The sequence below is a fragment of the Sneathiella sp. genome (assembly GCF_041689005.1).
In the GTDB taxonomy this organism is placed as follows: Bacteria; Pseudomonadota; Alphaproteobacteria; order Sneathiellales; family Sneathiellaceae; genus Sneathiella.
The window spans coordinates 19,260-39,323 of sequence record NZ_JBDNHC010000070.1; the positions used below are offsets into that span (position 1 = coordinate 19,260).

Genomic DNA, 20,064 nt, shown 5'->3' on the forward strand with positions numbered 1-20,064 from the left:
ATTTTCAGCAGTATTTCAGAAAAATAATTCTCGCAAATTGAGAAGGCCGCGGCGGCCTGCTCCTTGGGGCACCCGCGTCGCTCTCCGGGTCGACTGTTTCTCGTTCCGTCAAATTTTATTAATAAACTAGCAATTTTCTCCCTGTATAAGAAAACGGAAAGCTGCAAATAACACTTTGAAAAAAATAAGATTTTTATTGGAGATAAATATTTGCAATTTTTACTCTAAAGGATAATTTGAAAACTGAGTTAAAATACTTCGCTAAAAGGCGACGCTTCTGAAGGAACGGGGATCCAGTCGATGCCACTAAAAGCACAAGACTTGAAAACTGAGAGAATCAATAAAGTTCTCTCTATAGTTGAAGATAGATTGGGCAAAAAGACGGCTGAGGACGCCATAATATTTGTCCGACAATTTTACGAAAGACTGGCGCCGGAAGACGTTTTGAACATCTCGCCGGAATATCTCTATGGATCGGCGCTGTCGGTTTACAAGTTTGCTGCAACGCGGACACCGGGGTCGGCAAAACTACGCGCCTTTACCCCGGATCTGGAGGAGCACGGGTGGAAAACGACCCATTCCGTCATTGAAATCGTCAATGATGATATGCCGTTTCTGGTCGACAGTATTACCGCCACCATAAACCGCAAGGGGCTGGCCGTACATCAGATCATTCACCCGGTGATAAATGTCGAACGCGATGCCGGGGGCGCACGCCTGCACACCTTCGCGAAACAACCCACAGATAAGCAGAAATCCACGCGCGAAAGCGTCATGCATTTCGAGATTGACGAGATTTCCGATCCAAAAGTGCTGGCGGAGCTTGAAACTGCCATTAGCGAGACGCTGGAGGATGTCCGGCTTGCCGTTCAGGACTGGCGCCCGATCCTTGATCGCGTTGATGCGATCAGCCAAACTCTGAAAGACAATCCTCCTCCCCTCGATAAGGCCGAGATTGATGAGGCGCAGGCGTTGTTGCACTGGATGTCAGAAAATCATTTTACCTTCCTCGGATACCGGGAATTTGAGTATGTCGCTGGCGGCAAGGGTAAGGCCGACAGCTGGAGCCTTGTGCCCGGGTCAGGCCTCGGCATTTTGCGCAACCCGAAACGCCGGATCATGTCGGGTAGCAACGAAATCTCGGCGGAGGTTAAGGACTTTCTGCGGCGGCGCGAGCTGATCATTGTCACCAAAGCCAATGTCCGCTCCACGGTGCATCGCCCGGTCCATCTCGACTATGTCGGGGTCAAGAAATTCAATGACAAGGGGGAGGTGGTCGGTGAATACCGTTTCACGGGCCTGTTTACCTCCGCCGCTTATAACCGGATTCCCCGCGATATCCCGTATTTGCGCCGCAAGGTCGCCCAAACGCTGGAAATGGCGGGACTGGCAAAAAACAGTCACGATGAAAAAGCACTCGCCCATATTCTGGAGACCTACCCACGCGATGAGCTGTTCCAGATTTCTGTCCCCGAGCTTTATGAGACCTCGGCCAAGATACTCACCCTTCAGGAACGGCCACGGATAAGTGTATTACTCCGTCGTGACCGATTTGAACGGTTCGTGTCCGCGCTGGTTTACGTGCAGCGTGAGAAATTTAACACGGACATTCGCGAGAAATTCGGGGATATTCTTGCCGAAATGCATAATGGAACAGTGTCCTCTCATTATGCCCTTGTCGGGGATGAGGCGCTCGCGCGCATTCACTTCATAATTGCCCTTAAAAGCAAACAAAAGCCCATCGTCGACGAAACGGATGCAGAGCGGCGCCTGATTGCCGCGTCCCGCGAATGGTCGGATGAACTTTATGATGCCCTGCTTGAAAAATGGGGCGAGGAAAAGGGCCTGCATTTCAAGGCAAAATATGGCAACGCCTTCCCGGCCGGATATAAGGAACGCTTCAACGCGGAGCTGGCACTTTATGACATCGAAAAGATTGAAAGCGTTCAGAAAACCCCGCATTTGGGCCTCAATCTCTATCGCTGGGTCGAGGATCCGGAGAACAAGGTGCGGTTCAAGGTCTATAGTCCGCGCGATCCGCTGACCTTATCGGACTGTCTGCCGATGATGGAGAACATGGGCCTGAAGGTGCTCTCCGAAAACCCGTATCTGATCTCCTCCTCCCATCTGCAGGAGCCGGTCTGGATACATGATTTTGAGCTTATTGAACCTTCCGGCCTCGCCCTTGACCTGCATTCCCTAAAAGCGAAATTCGAGGAAACCTTTCGCCGGGTCTGGAACGGCAGCATGGAAAATGACGGGTTTAACCGGTTGGTACTCCGGGCCGGGCTTAGCTGGTCCAGCGTTGTTGTTCTGCGCGCCTATTCAAAATATCTGCGTCAGGCGGGGGTCACCTTCAGCCAGTCCTATATGATCAATACGCTATCCGGTAACCCGGAAATATCGCGCCGTCTGGTCGATTTGTTCAAGGCCCGCTGTGATCCCGGTTTCAGCGGCGGACGCGATGAAAATATTGCCAGCATCCTTGATGGCATATGGCAGGCGCTTGATCAGGTGGCAAGCCTCGACGAGGATCGTATCCTGCGCCGGTTCGTCAACCTGATTGTCAATACATTACGCACGAACGTCTTCCAGAAACCAACTCTCTCCTCAGAGACACCGTATTTTTCCTTCAAGCTCGACAGCCTGAAAATCGATGACCTGCCGTTGCCGCGCCCCCATGTCGAAATTTTCGTCTATAGCCCGAGGGTTGAGGGCGTGCATCTTCGCGGTGGCAAGGTCGCACGCGGTGGCTTGCGCTGGTCAGATCGCCGGGAAGATTTCCGCACCGAGGTTCTGGGCTTGATGAAAGCCCAGATGGTGAAAAACACCGTCATTGTCCCGGTTGGCTCAAAAGGCGGCTTTTTCCCGAAAAGACTTCCGGCCGGTGGCACCCGCGAGGAGATTCAGGCGGAAGGGATTGCCTGCTATAAAATCTTCATCTCTGGCCTGCTGGATATTACGGATAATTACGTCGGCGCGACTGTTGTGCCGCCGGAAGATGTCGTCCGCCATGATGACGATGATCCCTATCTGGTGGTCGCGGCGGACAAGGGAACGGCAACCTTCTCGGATATTGCCAATGATGTGGCAATTTCCTATGGATTCTGGCTGGGCGATGCCTTCGCCTCCGGCGGCGCGGCGGGATATGACCATAAAAAGATGGCAATTACCGCGCGCGGGGCATGGGAATCCGTCAAACGGCATTTCCGGGAAATGGGGCATGATACCCAGGTGACGGAATTTACCGTGGCGGGCATCGGCGATATGTCTGGCGACGTTTTCGGAAACGGCATGCTGCTGTCTCGCCAGATCCGGTTGGTAGCGGCCTTCGATCATCGTAATATTTTTGTCGATCCCGCCCCCGACGCGGCGAAAAGCTTTAAAGAACGCGAGCGGATGTTCAATCTTCCGCGGTCGTCCTGGGAAGATTATAACCCAAAACTGATTTCCACGGGCGGCGGCGTATTTGACCGCAAGGCGAAATCCATCCCCTTGAGCCCGCAAATCAAGAAACTGCTGGACCTCAAGGCGGACCAGGTGACACCGAATGAACTGATCGTCGCCATTTTGAAATCGAAGGTTGATCTTCTCTGGTTCGGTGGCATCGGCACCTATGTCAAGTCGACCGCCGAGAGCAACGGAGAGGCGGGCGACCGGGCGAATGACGCGATCCGCATCAACGGAAACGAGATACGGGCAAAAGTCGTCGGCGAAGGCGGAAATCTGGGTGTTACGCAGTTAGGGCGGATTGAATATGCCCTTGCTGGTGGCCGTCTTAATACGGACGCCATTGATAACTCTGCGGGTGTCGACTGTTCCGACCATGAAGTTAACATCAAGGTATTGCTGCGGGCAGTACTGGATGACGGCGAGATGACGGGCAAACAACGGGACCGCCTGCTCGTTGAAATGACAGAGAATGTTGCTGATCATGTTCTGGTTGATAACTATCTACAAACTCAGGCCCTGTCGACGGCAGAGCGCCAGAGCGTGGACAGTTTTCGGGAAAATGTTCTCTTTATCCGGTCGCTTGAAAAGAGTGGACGACTTAACCGGGTGGTCGAATCGCTGCCCAGTGACGATGATTTAGCCCGGCGCCTTGCCGCCGGGGTGGGCCTTACGCGCCCGGAATTATCGGTGCTGATGGCCTATGCCAAAATGACTCTCTATACGGATATCCTGGAAACCGATTTGCCGGACGATCCCTATTACAATCACTGGCTTTCCCACTATTTCCCGCCACAACTGCGGGAGAAATTCGCCGCCTATATTGCCAGCCATCGTCTCCGCCGGGAAATTATCACGACGATTATCGTCAATCAGCTGGTGAATCGCGTCGGCCCGACATTCGCCCTGCAAATGCAGGAAGAGCAGGGCTGTCCGGTCGAGGACGTGGCACGGGCCTTCGCCCTCGTCTGCGACGTGTTCGAACTTGAAAGCCTGTGGACCTCGATTGAAAAACTCGACAACAAGGTGAGCACTGACGTTCAGGGCCGTATGATCGATGTCTCACAGAAACTGGCAAGACGGGCGACCCTCTGGTGTTTGCGGCATATTTCTCCCGATACGGATATTGCTGCGGAAGTCAAACTGCTCTCGACGGATATGCGCAAACTCGAAACCGGGCTGGAAGGCCTGTTGAGCGTCGAAGCCCGTAAAACCTTCATTCGCCGGATGAGCCAGCTTGTAACCGATGGCGTGCCCGAGGTCCTTGCCCGCCGGGTTGCGGCACTCGGCCCGCTGCGTTCCTCCCTCGATGTGGTCCAGGCAGGCACAGGCAATTCCCGCCCGATCACCGAGGTTGGCGAGGTTTATTTTGCTGTCGGGGCTGAGTTGCAACTGGATTGGCTTCGGGCTGCTGCGGAGAGTATCCAGCCGGAAAGCAACTGGGACCGGCTTGCGATCACCGCGCTGGTGGACGACCTGTATAGCCAGCAACGCGCCATTACGAGTTCCGTCTTTGCCAATGCGAACGGGCATGCTGGCCGCGATGCCTATGATCACTGGGCCACCAACAACCGCAAGACGATCAAGCGGACGTCGGGACTCATCCGCGAGTTCAAGTCAACGGGCCCGCTGGATATCTCGAAACTCGCTTTTGCCACCCGGCAGTTCGGTTCCATGATCAACTGAGTGACGAGGGCATATCGACAGAGTGAGCTGCTTATAAGGGGGGAAAAAACGGGTGAGCGGGACGGATATAGCGAGTGGCCGGGAACCGGTGGTTGAGGCGAGCAGACTTGGGAAATTTTCCTGGGCACTGTTCGACTGGGCTAACCAGCCGTATTTCACCGTTGTCACCACCTTTATTTTCGCGCCCTATTTCACGTCTTTCGTTGCCGCAACCCCGGCAGAAGGGCAGGCGTATTGGGGCTATACACAGGCGATTGCCGGTGTCCTGATCGCCATCCTGAGCCCGGTTTTTGGCTCTATCGCTGATGCGGGCGGTGCCCGCAAGCCCTGGATCCTGTTTTTCGCCATTCTCTGTTCGGTCGGAGCGTTCGCGCTGTGGTGGGCAGTTCCCGGGCAGCAAAGCGGTATTTTCTGGATTTTGGCCGCAATTATTCTCGGGACCATCGGGGTTGAATTCAGCCTCGTCTTTAATAACGCTATGTTGCCGACACTGACACCGCATTCAAAAATGGGCCGGCTTAGCGGGTTTGGCTGGGGCCTTGGCTATATCGGCGGCCTGATCGCCCTGTTTATTGTGCTGTTTGGGTTTTCGATGCCCGCAGACCCGTTGTTCGGGTTGAGCAAGATGATGCATGAGCCCGACCGGATAACCGGGCCGATGTCAGCGATCTGGTTTCTGGTGTTTATCATTCCGATGCTGCTGTTTACCCCTGATACAAAATCGACGGGCGTCTCGAAGCGGGTCGCGGTGCGCCGCGGATTGCGGGAACTGCTGGTAACGTTACGGTCCTTGAAAAACTACCGCAATATCGTCTTTTTCCTGTTTGCGCGGATGTTCTACAACGACGGCATTCTGGCGCTGATCGGTTTCTCCGGGATTTATGCGGCCGGTTTGTTTGGCTGGGAGACGACGGAACTTGGCATTTTCGGCATCCTCATCAATGTCTTTGCCATCGCCGGATGTTTCATCGGTGGATCGCTTGATGACCGGCTCGGCTCCAAGCCGACGATCGTCATTTCGGTGCTGGGCCTCGCCTTTGCCTCCGTTGGCATTCTCTCGATCACTGACGGGGAGGTTCTGTTCGGCATTCCCGTGGCCATGCCGGTCGAGGGCGGGGGCCTGTTCGCCAGCCCGGCAGAGATTGTGTTTATGGTTTTTGCCTTTGTCATGGGGCTGTTCTTCGGGCCTGCGCAGGCGGCCAGCCGGACCCTGATCGCCCGCATGGCGCCCGCGGAAAAAGTCGGTGAGTTCTTTGGCTTGTTTGCGCTTTCCGGCAAAGCGACGGCCTTCATGGCACCGTTGCTGATCGGGATTGTCACGTCGGCGACCGGGCAGCAGCGCCCGGCAATGATTGTCATCTTTATCCTGTTGCTGATCGGCGCGGCGCTGATGAGCTTCGTGCGGGAACCCCGCCACACCTGACGTCAGGCCACCACTGGCCTCAAGAATGTGTAACGGCGGTTCCTGAGACGGTGACCATCAGCATACTGTCGCCAATCACTTCCACATCAATGCCGACGCCGATAATGGCATGTGCGCTCAAATCCTCGGCCTCTTCGCGCATATCCTCTAGTGCAAGAGCGCGGGCATTGCGTATTTCCTTCTGGTAGGCATCGGAGCGGCCACCCAGCTTGTCGGTGACGCGGGCAAAGAAATCGCGGATAAAGTTTGTTCCCATTACCGCCTGCCCGCCGACAACGCCGAGATATCCTGTTATGGTTTTGCCATCAATTGATCCGGTGGTTGTGATGATCATCGCCGCCCCTCCTGTTCCCTGTAAATTCGCACTCGTGGTTAATGGCGGAAATGTCGCATGCCGGTTAGGACCATGGCAAGTCCGGCGTCGTCGGCCGCGGCAATAACCTCGTCATCGCGCATGGAGCCGCCGGGCTGGATGACGGCTGTTGCCCCGGCTTCGGCCGCAGCAAGCAGTCCGTCGGCAAAGGGAAAAAACGCATCCGAGGCAACGACTGAACCCTTGGCCCAAGGCGTTGTCTCCCCCGCGGTGGTTGCTGCGTCGAGCGATTTGCTGGCCGCTATCTTGGCGGAATCAATGCGACTCATCTGTCCCGCGCCGACACCGACCGTGGCCCCATTCCGGACATAGACAATGGCATTGGATTTCACATGTTTGGCGATGGTGAAGGCGAACTTCAGGTCTTTCAGTTCCTGCGCATTGGGCGCGCGTTTGGTCACCACCCTGAGATCCGGGGTTGCGGTAAGCTGGTTATCCCGGTCCTGTATGAGATAACCGCCCGCGAGGGACTTGACCAGCCGCCCGCCAATTGCCGGATCGGGAAGGCCGCCGGTCAGGAGCAGCCGCAGGTTCTTCTTGGCCGCGATAATGGCGCGCGCGTCCTCATCGGCATCCGGGGCAATGATAACTTCCGTAAAAATCCGGACGATTTCTTCAGCTGTTGCCGCGTCCAGTGTCTGGTTCAGGGCAACGATCCCGCCGAAGGCCGACGTAGTATCGCAGGCAAAGGCGGCCTTGTAGGCCTCCACTAGCGAACTGCCGAGCGCGACGCCGCAGGGGTTGGCATGCTTGATGATGGCGCAGGCCGGACCGATGGTCGCAGGCGCGAATTCCGCGACGAGTTCGAGCGCCGCATCGGTATCGTTGAAATTATTGTAGGATAGCTCCTTGCCCTGAATCTGGGTGGCTGAGGCAACGCCGATCCGCGTCTCGTCATTGGCATAGAAGGCCGCCGACTGGTGCGGGTTCTCGCCGTAACGCAAGGTTTGCTGACGGGTTCCGGCCAGAACCAGCCGGTCCGGGAAAGTCTCCCCAAGTTGCGCTGCATACCAGTTGGAGATGGCAGCATCATAGGCGCCGGTGCGAGCGTAAGCCCGGGCGGCCAGCTTCTTGCGCAGCTCCAGACTGGTCTTGCCGCCGGTCTCTTTGAGTTCGTCAATAACCGCAGAATAATCCTTCGCGTCGACGACGACCGTCACAAAACCGTAGTTCTTGGCCGCGAACCGGATAATGGCGGGCCCGCCGATATCGATATTTTCGATACAGGTGTGAAAATCGGCACCCTTGGCGACGGTTTCCTCAAACGGGTAAAGATTGACGATGACGAGATCAATCGCGCCGATATCATGATCCGTCATGGCCTTGACATGATCCTCATTGTCGCGAAGGGCAAGGATGCCGCCATGGATTTTTGGATGCAGGGTTTTGACCCGCCCGTCCATCATTTCCGGAAATTTGGTATGATCGGCAACCTCGGTGACGGCAATTCCGGCCTCAGTCAGCATTTTCGCACTGCCGCCCGTCGACAGGATCTCGATGTTCAGATCGGCGAGGGCCTTGCCAAGGTCGACCAGACCGGTTTTATCGGAAACGGAAACGAGGGCACGGGTAACAGCTTGCAAATCGGAACGGGACATCGACGATGGTCATCCTTTGAAGAAGATTTCGGGAGGTAGGCGCGCTATAGCACGGGGAACGGTATCAAGGAATAGTTTACCGAAAAAAAACTTGGACAAACCCCTATCCCGGCGTTACCAACAACCTACCACTACAGATGGGGCGAACATCCTATGGCGAGAACAATACCGGCGGCGCTTGACGGTTCTGACAAGATGAGCAGCAGGACGAAAATTTCCGTTGTCGGTCTTGGCTATGTCGGGTTGCCCCTCGCCGTCGCTCTGGCGCGCAGTTTCGACGTCATTGGATTTGACGTGAACGAAGCGCGGGTGAGTGAGTTGCGGCATGGCCTCGACAGGACGTTTGAGGTCGACGCGCCGAGCCTACGCGCCAGCAGCATGCGCTTTACCATGGATGTCGCCGATACACGCGACGCAGATATTCACATCATAACGGTGCCGACCCCGGTGGATCAGGAGAACAAGCCAGACCTTGAACCCCTCAAGGCCGCCTGTGTCGCCGTCGGCGGCGTATTGAAGAAGGGCGCGATCGTCGTTGTTGAAAGCACAGTCTATCCCGGCGTCACCGAAGATGTCTGCGGGCCGATACTGGCGGAAACTTCGGGCTTGATATCGGGGGAGGAGTTCTATCTCGGCTATTCGCCCGAGCGCATCAACCCCGGCGATAAGGTCCATACGGTTGACCGGATCATCAAGGTTGTCTCTGGCCAGACCGAGGAGGTAACAGATATCCTTGTTGATATGTATGGCGCAGCGACGAGCGGCGGCACCTTCAGGGCCCGCAATATCAAAACCGCCGAGGCAGCGAAAGTCATCGAAAATGCCCAGCGCGATATCAATATCGCCTTCGTTAATGAAGCGACGATGATCTTTCAGAAGCTTGGGATTTCGGCTTATGACGTTCTGGAAACTGCGGGCACGAAATGGAATTTCCTCAATTTTACGCCTGGGCTGGTCGGGGGGCATTGCATTGGTATCGACCCCTTTTATCTCGCCCATCGGGCGAACGAGGTCGGGCATTTCGCCGACCTGATCTTGACCGGCCGGCGGATCAATGAATCCATGGGAAAGTTCATTGCTGACCGGATTCACGCCAACCTGATTGGTACCAGCAAGATCCTCATTCTTGGCCTGACGTTCAAGGAAAATGTCCCGGATTTGCGCAATACTAAAGTCAAGGACATCATTACTGTCCTCCGCGACCTCGGCCATCAGGTGGACGTTCATGATCCGCTTGCCGACAAGGGCGATGCGCAACAGTTTCTGGATATCGACCTGATCGAAAGCCTGTCGGATCTTCGCGGCTATGATGCTATTATTGGCGCCGTCGCCCATTCCGTATACCGGGACCTTTCACCGGCAGCAATTGAGGCGATGATGGTGGAGGAAGGGTTGGTGGCGGATATCAAGGGCATCTGGCGCGATACCGTCTTTTCACCGCAGATCCGGCGTTGGCAGCTGTAGCGGCAATATCGTCCCAGTTTAATCCGAGAGCCGGGTCAGCGCCCATTTGATCAGCAGCGGTTCCTGCCCCGAGACCTCACCGGAAATGACGATCTGCTGGTTATGACGCCGCTCGCCGGGATCACCGCAATAGACGCTTTCCTCCAGCGACAGTCCGGGCGCGCCGGTCAGGAATTTCCAGCCCATCCCGCTTGGTGAGCGAATCAGGATATTCTTCCCACTCCCGCTTTTCGAGACACTGAGATCCGGATGCAGATGGAAACGCAGATAAAACTGTGGATGGTTTACGGTCGGCATACGCTCCGGAATGATCTGGTCCTCGCCGCGAAGGGCAAGACCGCTGGCGTCAAGATACAGGCGGCGGCGATGGCGTATGCCGATGGTGTTTAAATAACCCTCGCTTTCAAGGTCCAGCCAGATATTTCCGTCTTCCTCATTGCGGACGACTGTTTGTGCGTCGTCGGCGGCGCCGGTCTTATTTGCGAAGTTGGCATTAAGGCTGCCAAAACTCAGGGTCGAATGCGCCGCCGTCGCGCCAAGGGCGCGGCCCCAGCTTGACTGGAAGTCCCGCGCGCCGCCGCAATTGACGATGAGCCGGTCCCGCCCGTAACTAAACTCGAAACTGAGCAGGCCGGAATGACGCAAATCGGTCTTGTCTCGTCCGCCTTCGCCGCTTTCCAAAATGAGAAGAGCCCGGCCCGCTTTGAGCCGCTCAAACCCACCCTGCGGGAAGCGGTGCGGCGGCCGCCCCGTGGCGTCGGACAGCGACAGCAGGCCATCGCAATAGCCTTCCTCAAGCTGGGCTCCCCCGTTGAAAATCGCGAGACGGCCATCGCCATGCTGGAAAAACCGGACGGCGGGCGCCAGGCGGTCGATTGCATTGTTGAGGGGCACCGGCACCATTTCGTTCGCGGTCATCAGGGTGTTTCTCAAGCCGAGAAGCTCACCCAGCAATGTCAGGTGCCGTTCCGGGTTGCGCGAAATATGGCATCCGTCCGCCAGAACGACGCGGTTAAGTTCACGGTCAATTTCAGCGAGAAACTTGCCATTGTTTTTCTGCATATCCGGGAAGGCAAGGGCGCCGTACAACAGAGCCTGCCATGTGGGGAACTTATCCTGCCCGCGGCCCAGTTTTCTTTTGCTGATCCGGTTCAGGTGAACATATTGGCGGCGCAGGGAACGCAGGAATTTGTAATTAAACCCGGCCTCCTCCTTCTCGAAAAGAAAACCGCTGTTGCAGAACCAGGCGATAAGGCGGCGGGCGAGCACCTCCTCATCCCAGACATAGGGCAAATAGCTGTCAAATCCGGCTATCCAGGACAGAACCAGGGCCCGGGCATGGCGGCGGGCGGCGTCGCTGCCGTTAGCAGAAAAATCCCGCAGCCAGCCAAATTCGTGCAGCTCGCGGTGCCAGGCGAGGGGCATTTCTCGTTCAGGGTGCCATGGCTCCTGATTTCCCTGCACAAGCATATGACCGGCGAACGCGAACTGCCCCTGGAAGATGTTATCCGCCCGCTCGCCGTTGCCCGGAAAGATATCGACGGGCACAAGTGAAAGCCGTTTCGGAACCCGGCTTTTCAGGCTTGCCTGATAGGCGCGGCTCGAAAAAATAACATCGGAAATCGATCGCCGCGTTGGCAAGCCCTGAAAGGCAGCCTCTATCGCTGCGTTCTTCATATCCGGCCTGACAGGGCTTTTATGTTGGCCGCGTAATGCGACGGGCCACCCTTGAAGACAGCGCTGCCCGCGACCAGCAGGTCGGCGCCGGCCTCAATAACCAGTGGCGCGGTTTCGGCATTGATCCCGCCATCCACCTCAAGGTCGATATCCCGGTTGGAGGCCTCGATCATGGCGCGTAGCGTCCGGATTTTATCAAGCTGGGAGGAAATGAACTTCTGGCCACCGAATCCGGGATTGACACTCATCACCAAAATCAGGTCGACCTCGTCCATGACATGTTCAAGGGTAGAGGCAGGTGTCGCCGGGTTTAACGATACGCCGGCCCTGATACCATGTGACTTGATGAGTTGCAGGCTGCGATGAAGATGCGGTCCAGCCTCCTGATGCAGCGTGATGATATCGGCACCGGCATCGACGAATTCGGCAATAAACGGATCAACGGGAGAAATCATCAAATGGCAGTCGAAGGGCTTGTCGGTGCAGCCGCGAACGGATTTAGTGATCGCCGGTCCGAAACTGATGTTGGGAACGAAATGGCCATCCATGATATCGATGTGAATATAATCGGCACCGGCCGCGGCCACCGCTGTGACTTCTGCCCCCAGCTTTGCGAAATCAGCCGCGAGGATGGACGGGGCAATTCTGACCGGTTTGCGCATCTTTTTCCCTTAATCTCGTGTGGGCTCTCAGTGAACCCTGAGGCCAGCTCGGGCCTTATATTCATTTAGCATGTTCCTATGGGAAGGCTCAAGCTCAGCCACTAGTTATTTTTACTAACCGCGCGGCGTAGAAACCGTCCATTCCGCCGAGATGAAAGGGAAGGCAGCGAAGGTCGCCGTCTGAGGTGATGAGTTCGGTGGCCCCGCCGATCTCATTCGGCTCTATCCCGCGCCTTTCGAGACTCTGATCCCGGGCCAGAAGTGCGGCGATCTGCTGCTCCCCTTCCGCGCCCTGAAGCGAACAGACGCTGTAGACCAGAATGCCGCCGGGCTTAAGCTGGCGCGAGGCCGCATCCAGAAGCCGGGCTTGCAGGGCCCCTAGTTTTTCAACGTCGGCGGCAGATTTAAGATAGGCGACATCTGGATGGCGGCGGAGGGTTCCGGTACTGGAGCAGGGGGCATCGAGCAATATGCCGTCCGGTGTTTCCGGAGGCGTATAGATTTCGGCGTCGGCAACAACCAAAGTTGCCGATAACTTGAGCCGCTGCAAATTCTCTTCCAGTCGCTTGATCCGGGATTTCGACCGGTCAAGTGCAGTAACATGCGCACCCGCTGTGACGAGCTGAGCGGTTTTTCCGCCGGGTGCCGCACAGAGATCGAGGATGAGCTTCCCTTCGATATCCCCGAAAAGCATTGCGGGCAAGGCGGCCGAGCTGTCTTGCACCCACCATTCTCCCGCCTCGAACCCGGGGAGGTCGGCAGGGGAGCCGCCGGATTTGCGGCGAAGAGAGCCGGTCGGCAGGATTTCCGCCTCAAGCCGCTCCGCCCAGTTTTCCGGCGAGCCTTTGACAGAAATATCAAGCGCGGCTTCGTCAAGATGGGCGAGGGCGATCTTGCGCGCGGTCTCGGCGCCATACTGGTCTTCCCATGCTGTCCACAGCCAGTCGGGCGTATTGCGGCGGGGGATATCAATAGTTTGCAACATATCTTCCCCTTCCCGATCAATCCGCCGGAGCAGGGCATTCACCAGTCCCTTATGTTTGCTGCCGTCCGGCACCAGCTTGACCGTGTCATGAACGGCGGCGTGGGACGGGATTTTGAGATACAAAATTTGCGTGATTCCTATCCGGACGATGTGCCGAACATCGACAGCCTTTTCCGGTAGCGGCCGGTCGAGCATCATCTCGATCAAGGTATCGATAATGCCAAGATGGCGGATCGTCGTCGAGACGATAGCGCGGGCCAGCGCCCGGTCACGCGGTGTTAGTCCCTTAAGGGTCGGGTCAAGGACCTCTTCGAGAAGCTGGTGCTTCTGCAGGACCCGTTTCAGCAATTGAACCGCAGCAGCGCGCGGATTGGCAGATTGAGCGTTCATGTTCGGCTTCTTACGGGAAATTCAGCTTGCGGTCTATAGGGGGTTCGGAAATACTGGCCGTAAATCGCTGCAGCAGTTCATAGAAGGAGAATGGATGATGGAAATAAAGAAAACCGACGACAGCAAGACACCTGTACCGGCAAAAAAGGCGGCCGCAACGCAAAAACAGGCAGACGGGGAAATTGGCGGTCCATCGGGACTGGAACCAACCCGTTATGGCGATTGGGAACGTAAAGGCATCGTCAGCGATTTCTGACGGTTTTCAGGCAGGCTTTCCGCGCTCGGACAACCAGATGCCGAACAGGACGAGGCCAAGGGCGACGCCATGATAGAATTTGAATGGCTCATCGAGGAACGTAACGGCCATGATCGCGGCGAATATCGGCACCAGGTTGACGAAAACTCCGGCGCGGCCCGGGCCAAGGATCCCGACCCCCTTGATAAAGGCAATCTGGGCAATGAAGGAAGGGAATAATACAACGATGGCAATGACGATCCAGCCGGTTGTCGTCGGCGCCTGAAACTGACCGAGGCTGATTTCAATAAGAACAAAGGGTACGGAGGTCAGAAAGGCCGCTATTGCCATCAGCGCAAAGAAGGCGAGCGCCGACACTTTGGGCCGGTCGCGCAGCGTCACCGTATATCCCGCATACAAGGCGCAGGCCCCCAGCATCATCACGTCACCGCGGTTAAACTCGAAGTTTGCAAGCTGTTCCAGGGACCCCCCTGCGCCGACAATGATCACGCCGCTGACGGTAAAGGCCACCCCAACCATCTGAAGCGGTGTAACCCGGGTCTTGAGAGCTAAAAACGCGCCGAGCAGGACAAAAACGGGGATCGAGCCCTGCAAAATGCCGATATTGACCGCCGTCGTCGAGTGGGCCGCCAGATAGAAGAGCATGTTAAATCCGGTAAAGCCGAGCGCCCCCATGCAAAAAAAATAGAGCAAATGCTTTCGTAGTATCATCCAGTCTTCCCGGACATATTTGAAGGCAAAAAGCGATAACAGCAGAACAACGCCAAACCAGCGCAAGCTAACCAGTGCAATCGGCGAAACCTCACCGACCGCAAACCTGCCGAGAACGGCATTCATTGCCCAGCATATGGTGGTCAGCACGAGGAGCAGGTAAGCCTTCAGATTTTCGGTTTTCGGACCAATGGTTTCAGAATTATCCATAGCGGCTTTCGCGGTCGGCATACAAAGACAGCGACCTTAAGGGATCGAACCAAATTCACCAACAGATTTTAACAAGGATTTTTCGGGGCAGGTATGACATTTCCGACAACCAGCTTCCCGGTGCTCCGGATGAGCGGATCTAGAGAATCTTTGAGCCTGACAGGTCCTGTTTTTCCTCCTCCTTCTTCGCGGCAAAACGGATTGACGGCTTAACCGATGTTCCCCCGAACTTCACAGTTGGCTGGGACATACCGGCAGTTGAGCCCTGCAATCCGGAAAAGCTGAATCCACCGCCGGCACTAGCCTCCGGCTCTTCCCCGGGTATCTTTCTGAGCAGGTCAGAATGTTTTGGAAAACCGTAACCTGTCGCTAAAGGTATTGGTTACCTCACGCACCGCCCATTTTACAGATCAGCTTCCACGAGGCGGTATCGACGGGAACGACGGAAAGGCGGCTCTGGCGGACAAGGGCGAGGGTGTCAAGCCGCGGCTCGGCCTTTATCGCGGCGAGCGATACTGGCTCCGGCATCGGTTTAACGGCTCTCACATCAACCATTCCGAAGCGACCCTTGGCATCACTGGGGTCGGGATAATATTCCTTGATGACCTCGACGATGCCGACGATACTTTTCTCGGAGACCGAATGATAGAAAAAGCATTGATCACCGATTTTCATCTCTTTCATATTGTTTGAGGCTTGATAATTGCGGACGCCGTCCCAGAAGGTTCCAGTCTCTCCGGCGTCTATCTGATCCTGCCATGACCAACTCCCCGGTTCCGTCTTGATAAGCCAGTAATTCATCAGTCCTCCCCGACCTGCTGTCAGGCCTTGTTACGCTTTCCCGGATAAATGCCCATCTGCTTGGCAATGATTTCCAGCATGATCTCGTTGGCCCCACCCCCGATGCCCGTCAGGCGCAGATCCCGATAGGCGCGGGATATCCAGTTTTCGGACATATAGCCCTGACCGCCCCAATATTGCAGGCAGGCACTCGGGATCTTGTTGGCAAGCGTGCCCATCATGAACTTGGTCATTGAGGCAAGCTTGGTGACATCCTCGCCGGCGACATATTTCTCGGTCGTCGAATAAAGCAGGGCCCGCGCCGCCTCCAGTTCACTCTGCATCTCGGCAAGGCGGTGATAGACGACCTGGTTGTCGAGGATTGTGCCGCCGAAAACCTTGCGCTGCCCGGTATATTCGATGGTGTCCTCAATCGCCATTTCCATGCCGCGAAGGGCACGCGCGGCCACAAACAGCCGTTCCTCCTGAAACTGGCGCATCTGATAGGTGAAGCCCTTGTTTTCCTCGCCGATCCGGTTGCGCACCGGCACGCGGACATCATCGAAGAAAAGCTGCGCCGTATCCGAACAGCGCAGGCCCAGCTTGTCGAGCTTGCGGGCAACGGAAACACCCTTGGTTTTAAGCGGAACGATGATCAGGGATTTATTGCGGTGCGGCCCGCCCTCTTCGGACGTGTTGGCCAGCAGGCAAATCCAGTCACCCTGGACGCCGTTGGTGATCCACATTTTCGATCCATTGATCACATAATCGTCGCCATCGCGGCGGGCATATGTCCGGGTGTTGGCAACATCGGACCCCGCCGCCTCTTCGCTGACGCCGATACAGCCAACCATTACCCCGGCGATGGTTGGGACCAGAAATTCCTGTTTCAACTCCTCGCTGCCGTAATTGGTCAGGGCAGGGGTGCACATGGTGGTCTGCACCCCGATGGAGGTTGAAACGCCATTGGCCCGGATGCCCCCTAAAGATTCGGCGAACACCATTTCATAGGAGAAATCGAGATCAAGCCCGCCATATTGCACCGGCTTGCCGATCCCCAGAAGCCCGGCGTCGGCAAGCAGTTTCATGACATCATGGGCGGGAAAAATATCCGCCTCTTCCCAGGCATCGACATGGGGATTGATATGCTGGTCAATTATCTGGCCAATGGTTTGCTTGAGCGCCCTGTGTTCCTCGGTAAATAGCATCATGTCACCTTGTTGTTATTATTATTTTTATAACAATCAATAAACCATAGTTACCGGTACAAGGCAATCAGTCGGCGGTGGTGAAAATGTTCGCATCAGCGACTCAGAGGCCATCCCCGATTGCATGTCTCCAGGGTTTGACAACAACACTTTCAAACAGGCCCGCCTGTCCGTAAGGATCGTTTGCAATCCAGGCTTCTGCCGCCTCAAGGTCCTCATCCTCGAAGATCAACAGGCTGCCGTTCGGCGTTTTCCCGTCTGAATCCGTCGTCGGCCCTGCTATTTTGATCGCATTCCCCTTGGCTTTCAGGAAAGCAAGGTGATCGGGACGATTATTCAGACGCACCTGCAAATGATCCAGCTTGTCCGTGCAAAAGGCGATAAACAACATAAGTATTCTCCGTTCTCTCTTTAAAAGCCCGCGAGTTTTTCATCCCGAAACGGGCGGGCGAGTAATTCCTCGATAGCATTAGAGACGGCGACGCCGCCATTCAATATTTCATTTACGGCGTGGCAGATCGGCATCTCGATATTGAGTTTCTCTGCCATCATGCAAATGGCAGAGGCCGTATAGACCCCCTCTGTCACAGTATGGCGTTGTTGTAGGATCTCGCCAAGGATATCCCCCTGACCGAGGGCGGCCCCAAGGGAATAATTGCGCGATGCGGGCGAACTGCAGGTCAGGACGAGATCACCAAGCCCGGACAGGCCCATCAGGGTCTCGGCGCGGGCGCCGCGCTTTTCGCCAAAGCGTAAAATCTCAGCCATGCCCCGGGTAATCAGGGCGGCGCGGGCATTGTCACCAAGACGCCCCCCGGCGACGACGCCGCAGGCAATCGCAAGCACGTTTTTGACGGCGCCACCAATTTGCGCGCCGATTACATCGTCGGTGAGATAGGGACGAAAGGCAGGCAGTCCGATGGCATCTACCAGTTTCCGGCCGGTCTCGATATCGCTGCAGGCGAGCGTTGCCGCGGCAGGTAGCCCCATGGCAATCTCGCGGGCAAAATTTGGCCCGGACAAAATAGCGAGCGGGTTTTCTGGAATGACATCGGCCATGACCTCGCTCATCATCAGGCCGCTTTCCTGCTCCAGTCCCTTGGCGCAGATAACCAGCACGGTCTCCGGCGCAAGGTCGGGTTTGAGCCGCGCCAGGATATCGCGAATATGCTGTGCGGGAACGACCATTAACAGGATTTCTGCCTGGGCGGCCTTGGCGAGGTCCACGGTCGCCTTTATCCCGGGCGTCAGCGCAATACCGGGGAGGTATTTACTGTTTGATTTTTCGGAATTAAGCGCCGCCGCATGGATCGCGTGACGGGTCCAGAGACAAACGTCATTGCCGGCTTTTCTGGCGGTGATCGCCAGTGCCGTGCCCCATGCCCCCGCACCGATTACATTCAGCGTTGTCATTCCGCCAACAATTCCCGTTATTCCTGCCCTAAGGGTTTTAATCTGATTACCATGACCTGTCTCTGACCGGAAGTATAGAATTTGCAACGGGATTTTGCATCAACAAGATTATATGATAAAATCCGCAAACGGCTTTTCCGGTCTGAAAACAATAAGAATAATCGAGGACAGTCAAAGAAATGGCACGAACAGATTTTGATGCAATTGTCGTCGGCGCCGGATTTGCGGGTCTCTATATGCTGTATCAGCTGCGTGACCGCGGATTTCGGGTGAAGGTGTATGAAGCCGGCAGCGATATCGGCGGAACCTGGTTCTGGAATCGCTATCCCGGCGCCCGCTGCGACGTGGAAAGCCTAGAATATTCCTACCAGTTTTCGGAAGAGCTGCAACAGGACTGGGACTGGTCGGAACGTTATGCGACACAGCCGGAGATACTGAAATATGTGAACCATGTCGCAGATCGGTTTGACCTGCGCCGCGACATCCAGTTTAACACCCATATAGCGGCCGTTGTTTTTGACGAAGCGAGTCGGTCTTGGGCAGTGCGGACGGCAGCGGGTGAGAATGTCACCGCCCGCTATTGCATAATGGCAACGGGCTGCCTGTCCTCCACCAATCTGCCGGATATCAAGGGCCGAGATCGCTTCAAGGGCGGCACATATCACACGGGTAACTGGCCGAAGATCGAACCTGATTTTACAGGCAAGAGGGTAGGGGTTATCGGCACCGGGTCGTCAGCTATTCAGGCGATTCCCGTGATTGCTGAGCAGGCCGCCCATTTATATGTCTTTCAGCGCACGCCGAGCTATGCGGTTCCGGCATATAACGGGCCATATGATCTGGATTATGTGAAGAAGAGAAAAGAAAATTATGCGGATTTCCGCAACGCCGCGAAGCAGACCCGCTCCGGCATCCTGCGTCCGGTCAACGAGCGCAACGCCGCTGAATCTAGTAAAGCTGAGCGCGAGGAAACCTTCGAGTCCCGCTGGCAAGAGGGGGGCCTGACATTTCTGGGGGCCTTTAATGATCTTCTGGTGGATAAGGGGGCCAATGACACAGCCGCCGAGTTTGTCCGCCGCAAAATCCGCGAGACGGTCAAGAATCCGGACGTGGCCGAGTTGCTGTCGCCTAAAACGGTGGTTGGCTGCAAGCGCATGTGTGTCGATACGAATTACTACCGCACCTATAACCGGCCCAATGTAACCCTGTTCGATGTGAGTTCCTTGCCGATTGACGAGATTACCAAAAAGGGTATCCGGCGCGGGGGGACGCAGATCGAGCTAGATGAAATAATTTTCGCGACTGGGTTCGATGCGATGACGGGGGCCCTGATGAAGATTGACATTCGCGGTCGGGCGGGGCGGCGGCTCCGTGATAAATGGGCGGAAGGTCCGAAAACCTATCTTGGGCTGGCGATTTCCGGCTTTCCCAACTTTTTTATCATCAACGGGCCAGGCAGCCCGTCGGTTCTCGCCAATATGATGCCTGCAATCGAGCATCACGTGGAGTGGATTGCAAACTGCATAGACGATGTGCGGCAAAAAGAGGGGGAGTGCATCGAGGCGGAGAGCGCCGCCGAAGAAGACTGGGTTGCCCATACCAACGCGGTGGCCGCACGGACTTTGTTTCCAAGCTGCAACTCTTGGTATCTTGGTGCCAATATCCCCGGCAAGCCAAGGGTGTTCATGCCGTATCTCGGCTTTTCAAACTATCTTGAGAAATGCCAGCAGGTTGTGGACGCGGGATATGAGGGCTTTTCCGTTTCCGGACCATAGGAA

General features: G+C 56.0%; 15 protein-coding genes. 5 read left to right on the forward strand and 10 right to left on the reverse strand.

The genetic code is table 11. From position 1 onward, the window contains the following. Positions 1 to 369 precede the first annotated feature (369 nt). Both ACESNI_RS07830 and ACESNI_RS07835 read left to right on the forward strand, forming a co-directional pair. On the forward strand, positions 370 to 5,136 hold the full coding sequence (locus tag ACESNI_RS07830) for an NAD-glutamate dehydrogenase (RefSeq protein WP_373085987.1): 4,767 nt from the start codon (positions 370 to 372) through the stop codon (positions 5,134 to 5,136). Between the two features lie 52 nt (positions 5,137 to 5,188). Next, the gene (locus tag ACESNI_RS07835; protein WP_373085988.1) at positions 5,189 to 6,559 is read left to right on the forward strand and encodes an MFS transporter; all 1,371 of its coding nucleotides are present in this window, start codon (positions 5,189 to 5,191) and stop codon (positions 6,557 to 6,559) included. Between the two features lie 19 nt (positions 6,560 to 6,578). Here the strand turns inward: ACESNI_RS07835 and ACESNI_RS07840 are convergent, their stop codons facing one another. Next, entirely contained in the window at positions 6,579 to 6,893 is a 315-nt protein-coding gene (locus ACESNI_RS07840) for a heavy metal-binding domain-containing protein (protein WP_373085989.1), read from the reverse strand. 38 nt (positions 6,894 to 6,931) lie between these two features. Next, positions 6,932 to 8,530: a bifunctional phosphoribosylaminoimidazolecarboxamide formyltransferase/IMP cyclohydrolase gene (gene purH, locus ACESNI_RS07845; RefSeq protein ID WP_373085990.1), complete on the reverse strand. Its 1,599-nt coding sequence runs from the start codon at positions 8,528 to 8,530 to the stop codon at positions 6,932 to 6,934. A 153-nt stretch (positions 8,531 to 8,683) separates the two neighbouring features. On the opposite strand from purH, the gene ACESNI_RS07850 reads away from it, so the two are divergent. Continuing rightward, positions 8,684 to 9,994, forward strand: a complete 1,311-nt coding sequence (locus ACESNI_RS07850) for a nucleotide sugar dehydrogenase (protein ID WP_373085991.1) — start codon at positions 8,684 to 8,686, stop codon at positions 9,992 to 9,994. Positions 9,995 to 10,012: 18 nt separating this feature from the next. Here ACESNI_RS07850 and ACESNI_RS07855 read toward each other — a convergent pair whose 3' ends face one another. The 3 genes from ACESNI_RS07855 to ACESNI_RS07865 all read right to left on the reverse strand — a co-directional run bounded on the left by ACESNI_RS07855 (position 10,013) and on the right by ACESNI_RS07865 (position 13,708). Further along, positions 10,013 to 11,671, reverse strand: coding sequence for a heparinase II/III family protein (locus ACESNI_RS07855; RefSeq protein ID WP_373085992.1), 1,659 nt, complete (start codon positions 11,669 to 11,671; stop codon positions 10,013 to 10,015). Then, positions 11,668 to 12,333: a ribulose-phosphate 3-epimerase gene (rpe, locus tag ACESNI_RS07860; protein WP_373085993.1), complete on the reverse strand. Its 666-nt coding sequence runs from the start codon at positions 12,331 to 12,333 to the stop codon at positions 11,668 to 11,670. Before rpe ends, ACESNI_RS07855 begins: the two co-directional genes overlap by 4 nt. Before the next feature lie 94 nt (positions 12,334 to 12,427). Beyond that, positions 12,428 to 13,708 carry an RsmB/NOP family class I SAM-dependent RNA methyltransferase gene (locus tag ACESNI_RS07865; protein ID WP_373085994.1) on the reverse strand — a complete coding sequence of 427 codons (1,281 nt, stop codon included), beginning with the start codon at positions 13,706 to 13,708 and terminating at the stop codon, positions 12,428 to 12,430. A 94-nt stretch (positions 13,709 to 13,802) separates the two neighbouring features. Here ACESNI_RS07865 and ACESNI_RS07870 point away from each other — a divergent pair, with 94 nt between their 5' ends. Beyond that, the gene (locus tag ACESNI_RS07870; RefSeq protein WP_373085995.1) at positions 13,803 to 13,964 is read left to right on the forward strand and encodes a DUF1674 domain-containing protein; all 162 of its coding nucleotides are present in this window, start codon (positions 13,803 to 13,805) and stop codon (positions 13,962 to 13,964) included. 6 nt (positions 13,965 to 13,970) lie between these two features. Here the strand turns inward: ACESNI_RS07870 and ACESNI_RS07875 are convergent, their stop codons facing one another. From ACESNI_RS07875 to ACESNI_RS07895, 5 genes are all read right to left on the reverse strand, one after another. Next, on the reverse strand, positions 13,971 to 14,885 hold the full coding sequence (locus ACESNI_RS07875; protein ID WP_373085996.1) for a DMT family transporter: 915 nt from the start codon (positions 14,883 to 14,885) through the stop codon (positions 13,971 to 13,973). A gap of 387 nt (positions 14,886 to 15,272) precedes the next feature. Beyond that, entirely contained in the window at positions 15,273 to 15,686 is a 414-nt protein-coding gene (locus tag ACESNI_RS07880; protein ID WP_373085997.1) for an EVE domain-containing protein, read from the reverse strand. A gap of 20 nt (positions 15,687 to 15,706) precedes the next feature. Then, positions 15,707 to 16,873 carry an acyl-CoA dehydrogenase family protein gene (locus ACESNI_RS07885; RefSeq protein WP_373086081.1) on the reverse strand — a complete coding sequence of 389 codons (1,167 nt, stop codon included), beginning with the start codon at positions 16,871 to 16,873 and terminating at the stop codon, positions 15,707 to 15,709. 103 nt (positions 16,874 to 16,976) lie between these two features. Next, the gene (locus ACESNI_RS07890; protein WP_373085998.1) at positions 16,977 to 17,264 is read right to left on the reverse strand and encodes a YciI family protein; all 288 of its coding nucleotides are present in this window, start codon (positions 17,262 to 17,264) and stop codon (positions 16,977 to 16,979) included. 20 nt (positions 17,265 to 17,284) lie between these two features. Beyond that, positions 17,285 to 18,286, reverse strand: coding sequence for an NAD(P)H-dependent glycerol-3-phosphate dehydrogenase (locus ACESNI_RS07895; RefSeq protein WP_373085999.1), 1,002 nt, complete (start codon positions 18,284 to 18,286; stop codon positions 17,285 to 17,287). Between the two features lie 179 nt (positions 18,287 to 18,465). On the opposite strand from ACESNI_RS07895, the gene ACESNI_RS07900 reads away from it, so the two are divergent. Continuing rightward, the gene (locus ACESNI_RS07900) at positions 18,466 to 20,061 is read left to right on the forward strand and encodes a flavin-containing monooxygenase (protein ID WP_373086000.1); all 1,596 of its coding nucleotides are present in this window, start codon (positions 18,466 to 18,468) and stop codon (positions 20,059 to 20,061) included. Positions 20,062 to 20,064: the final 3 nt, after the last annotated feature.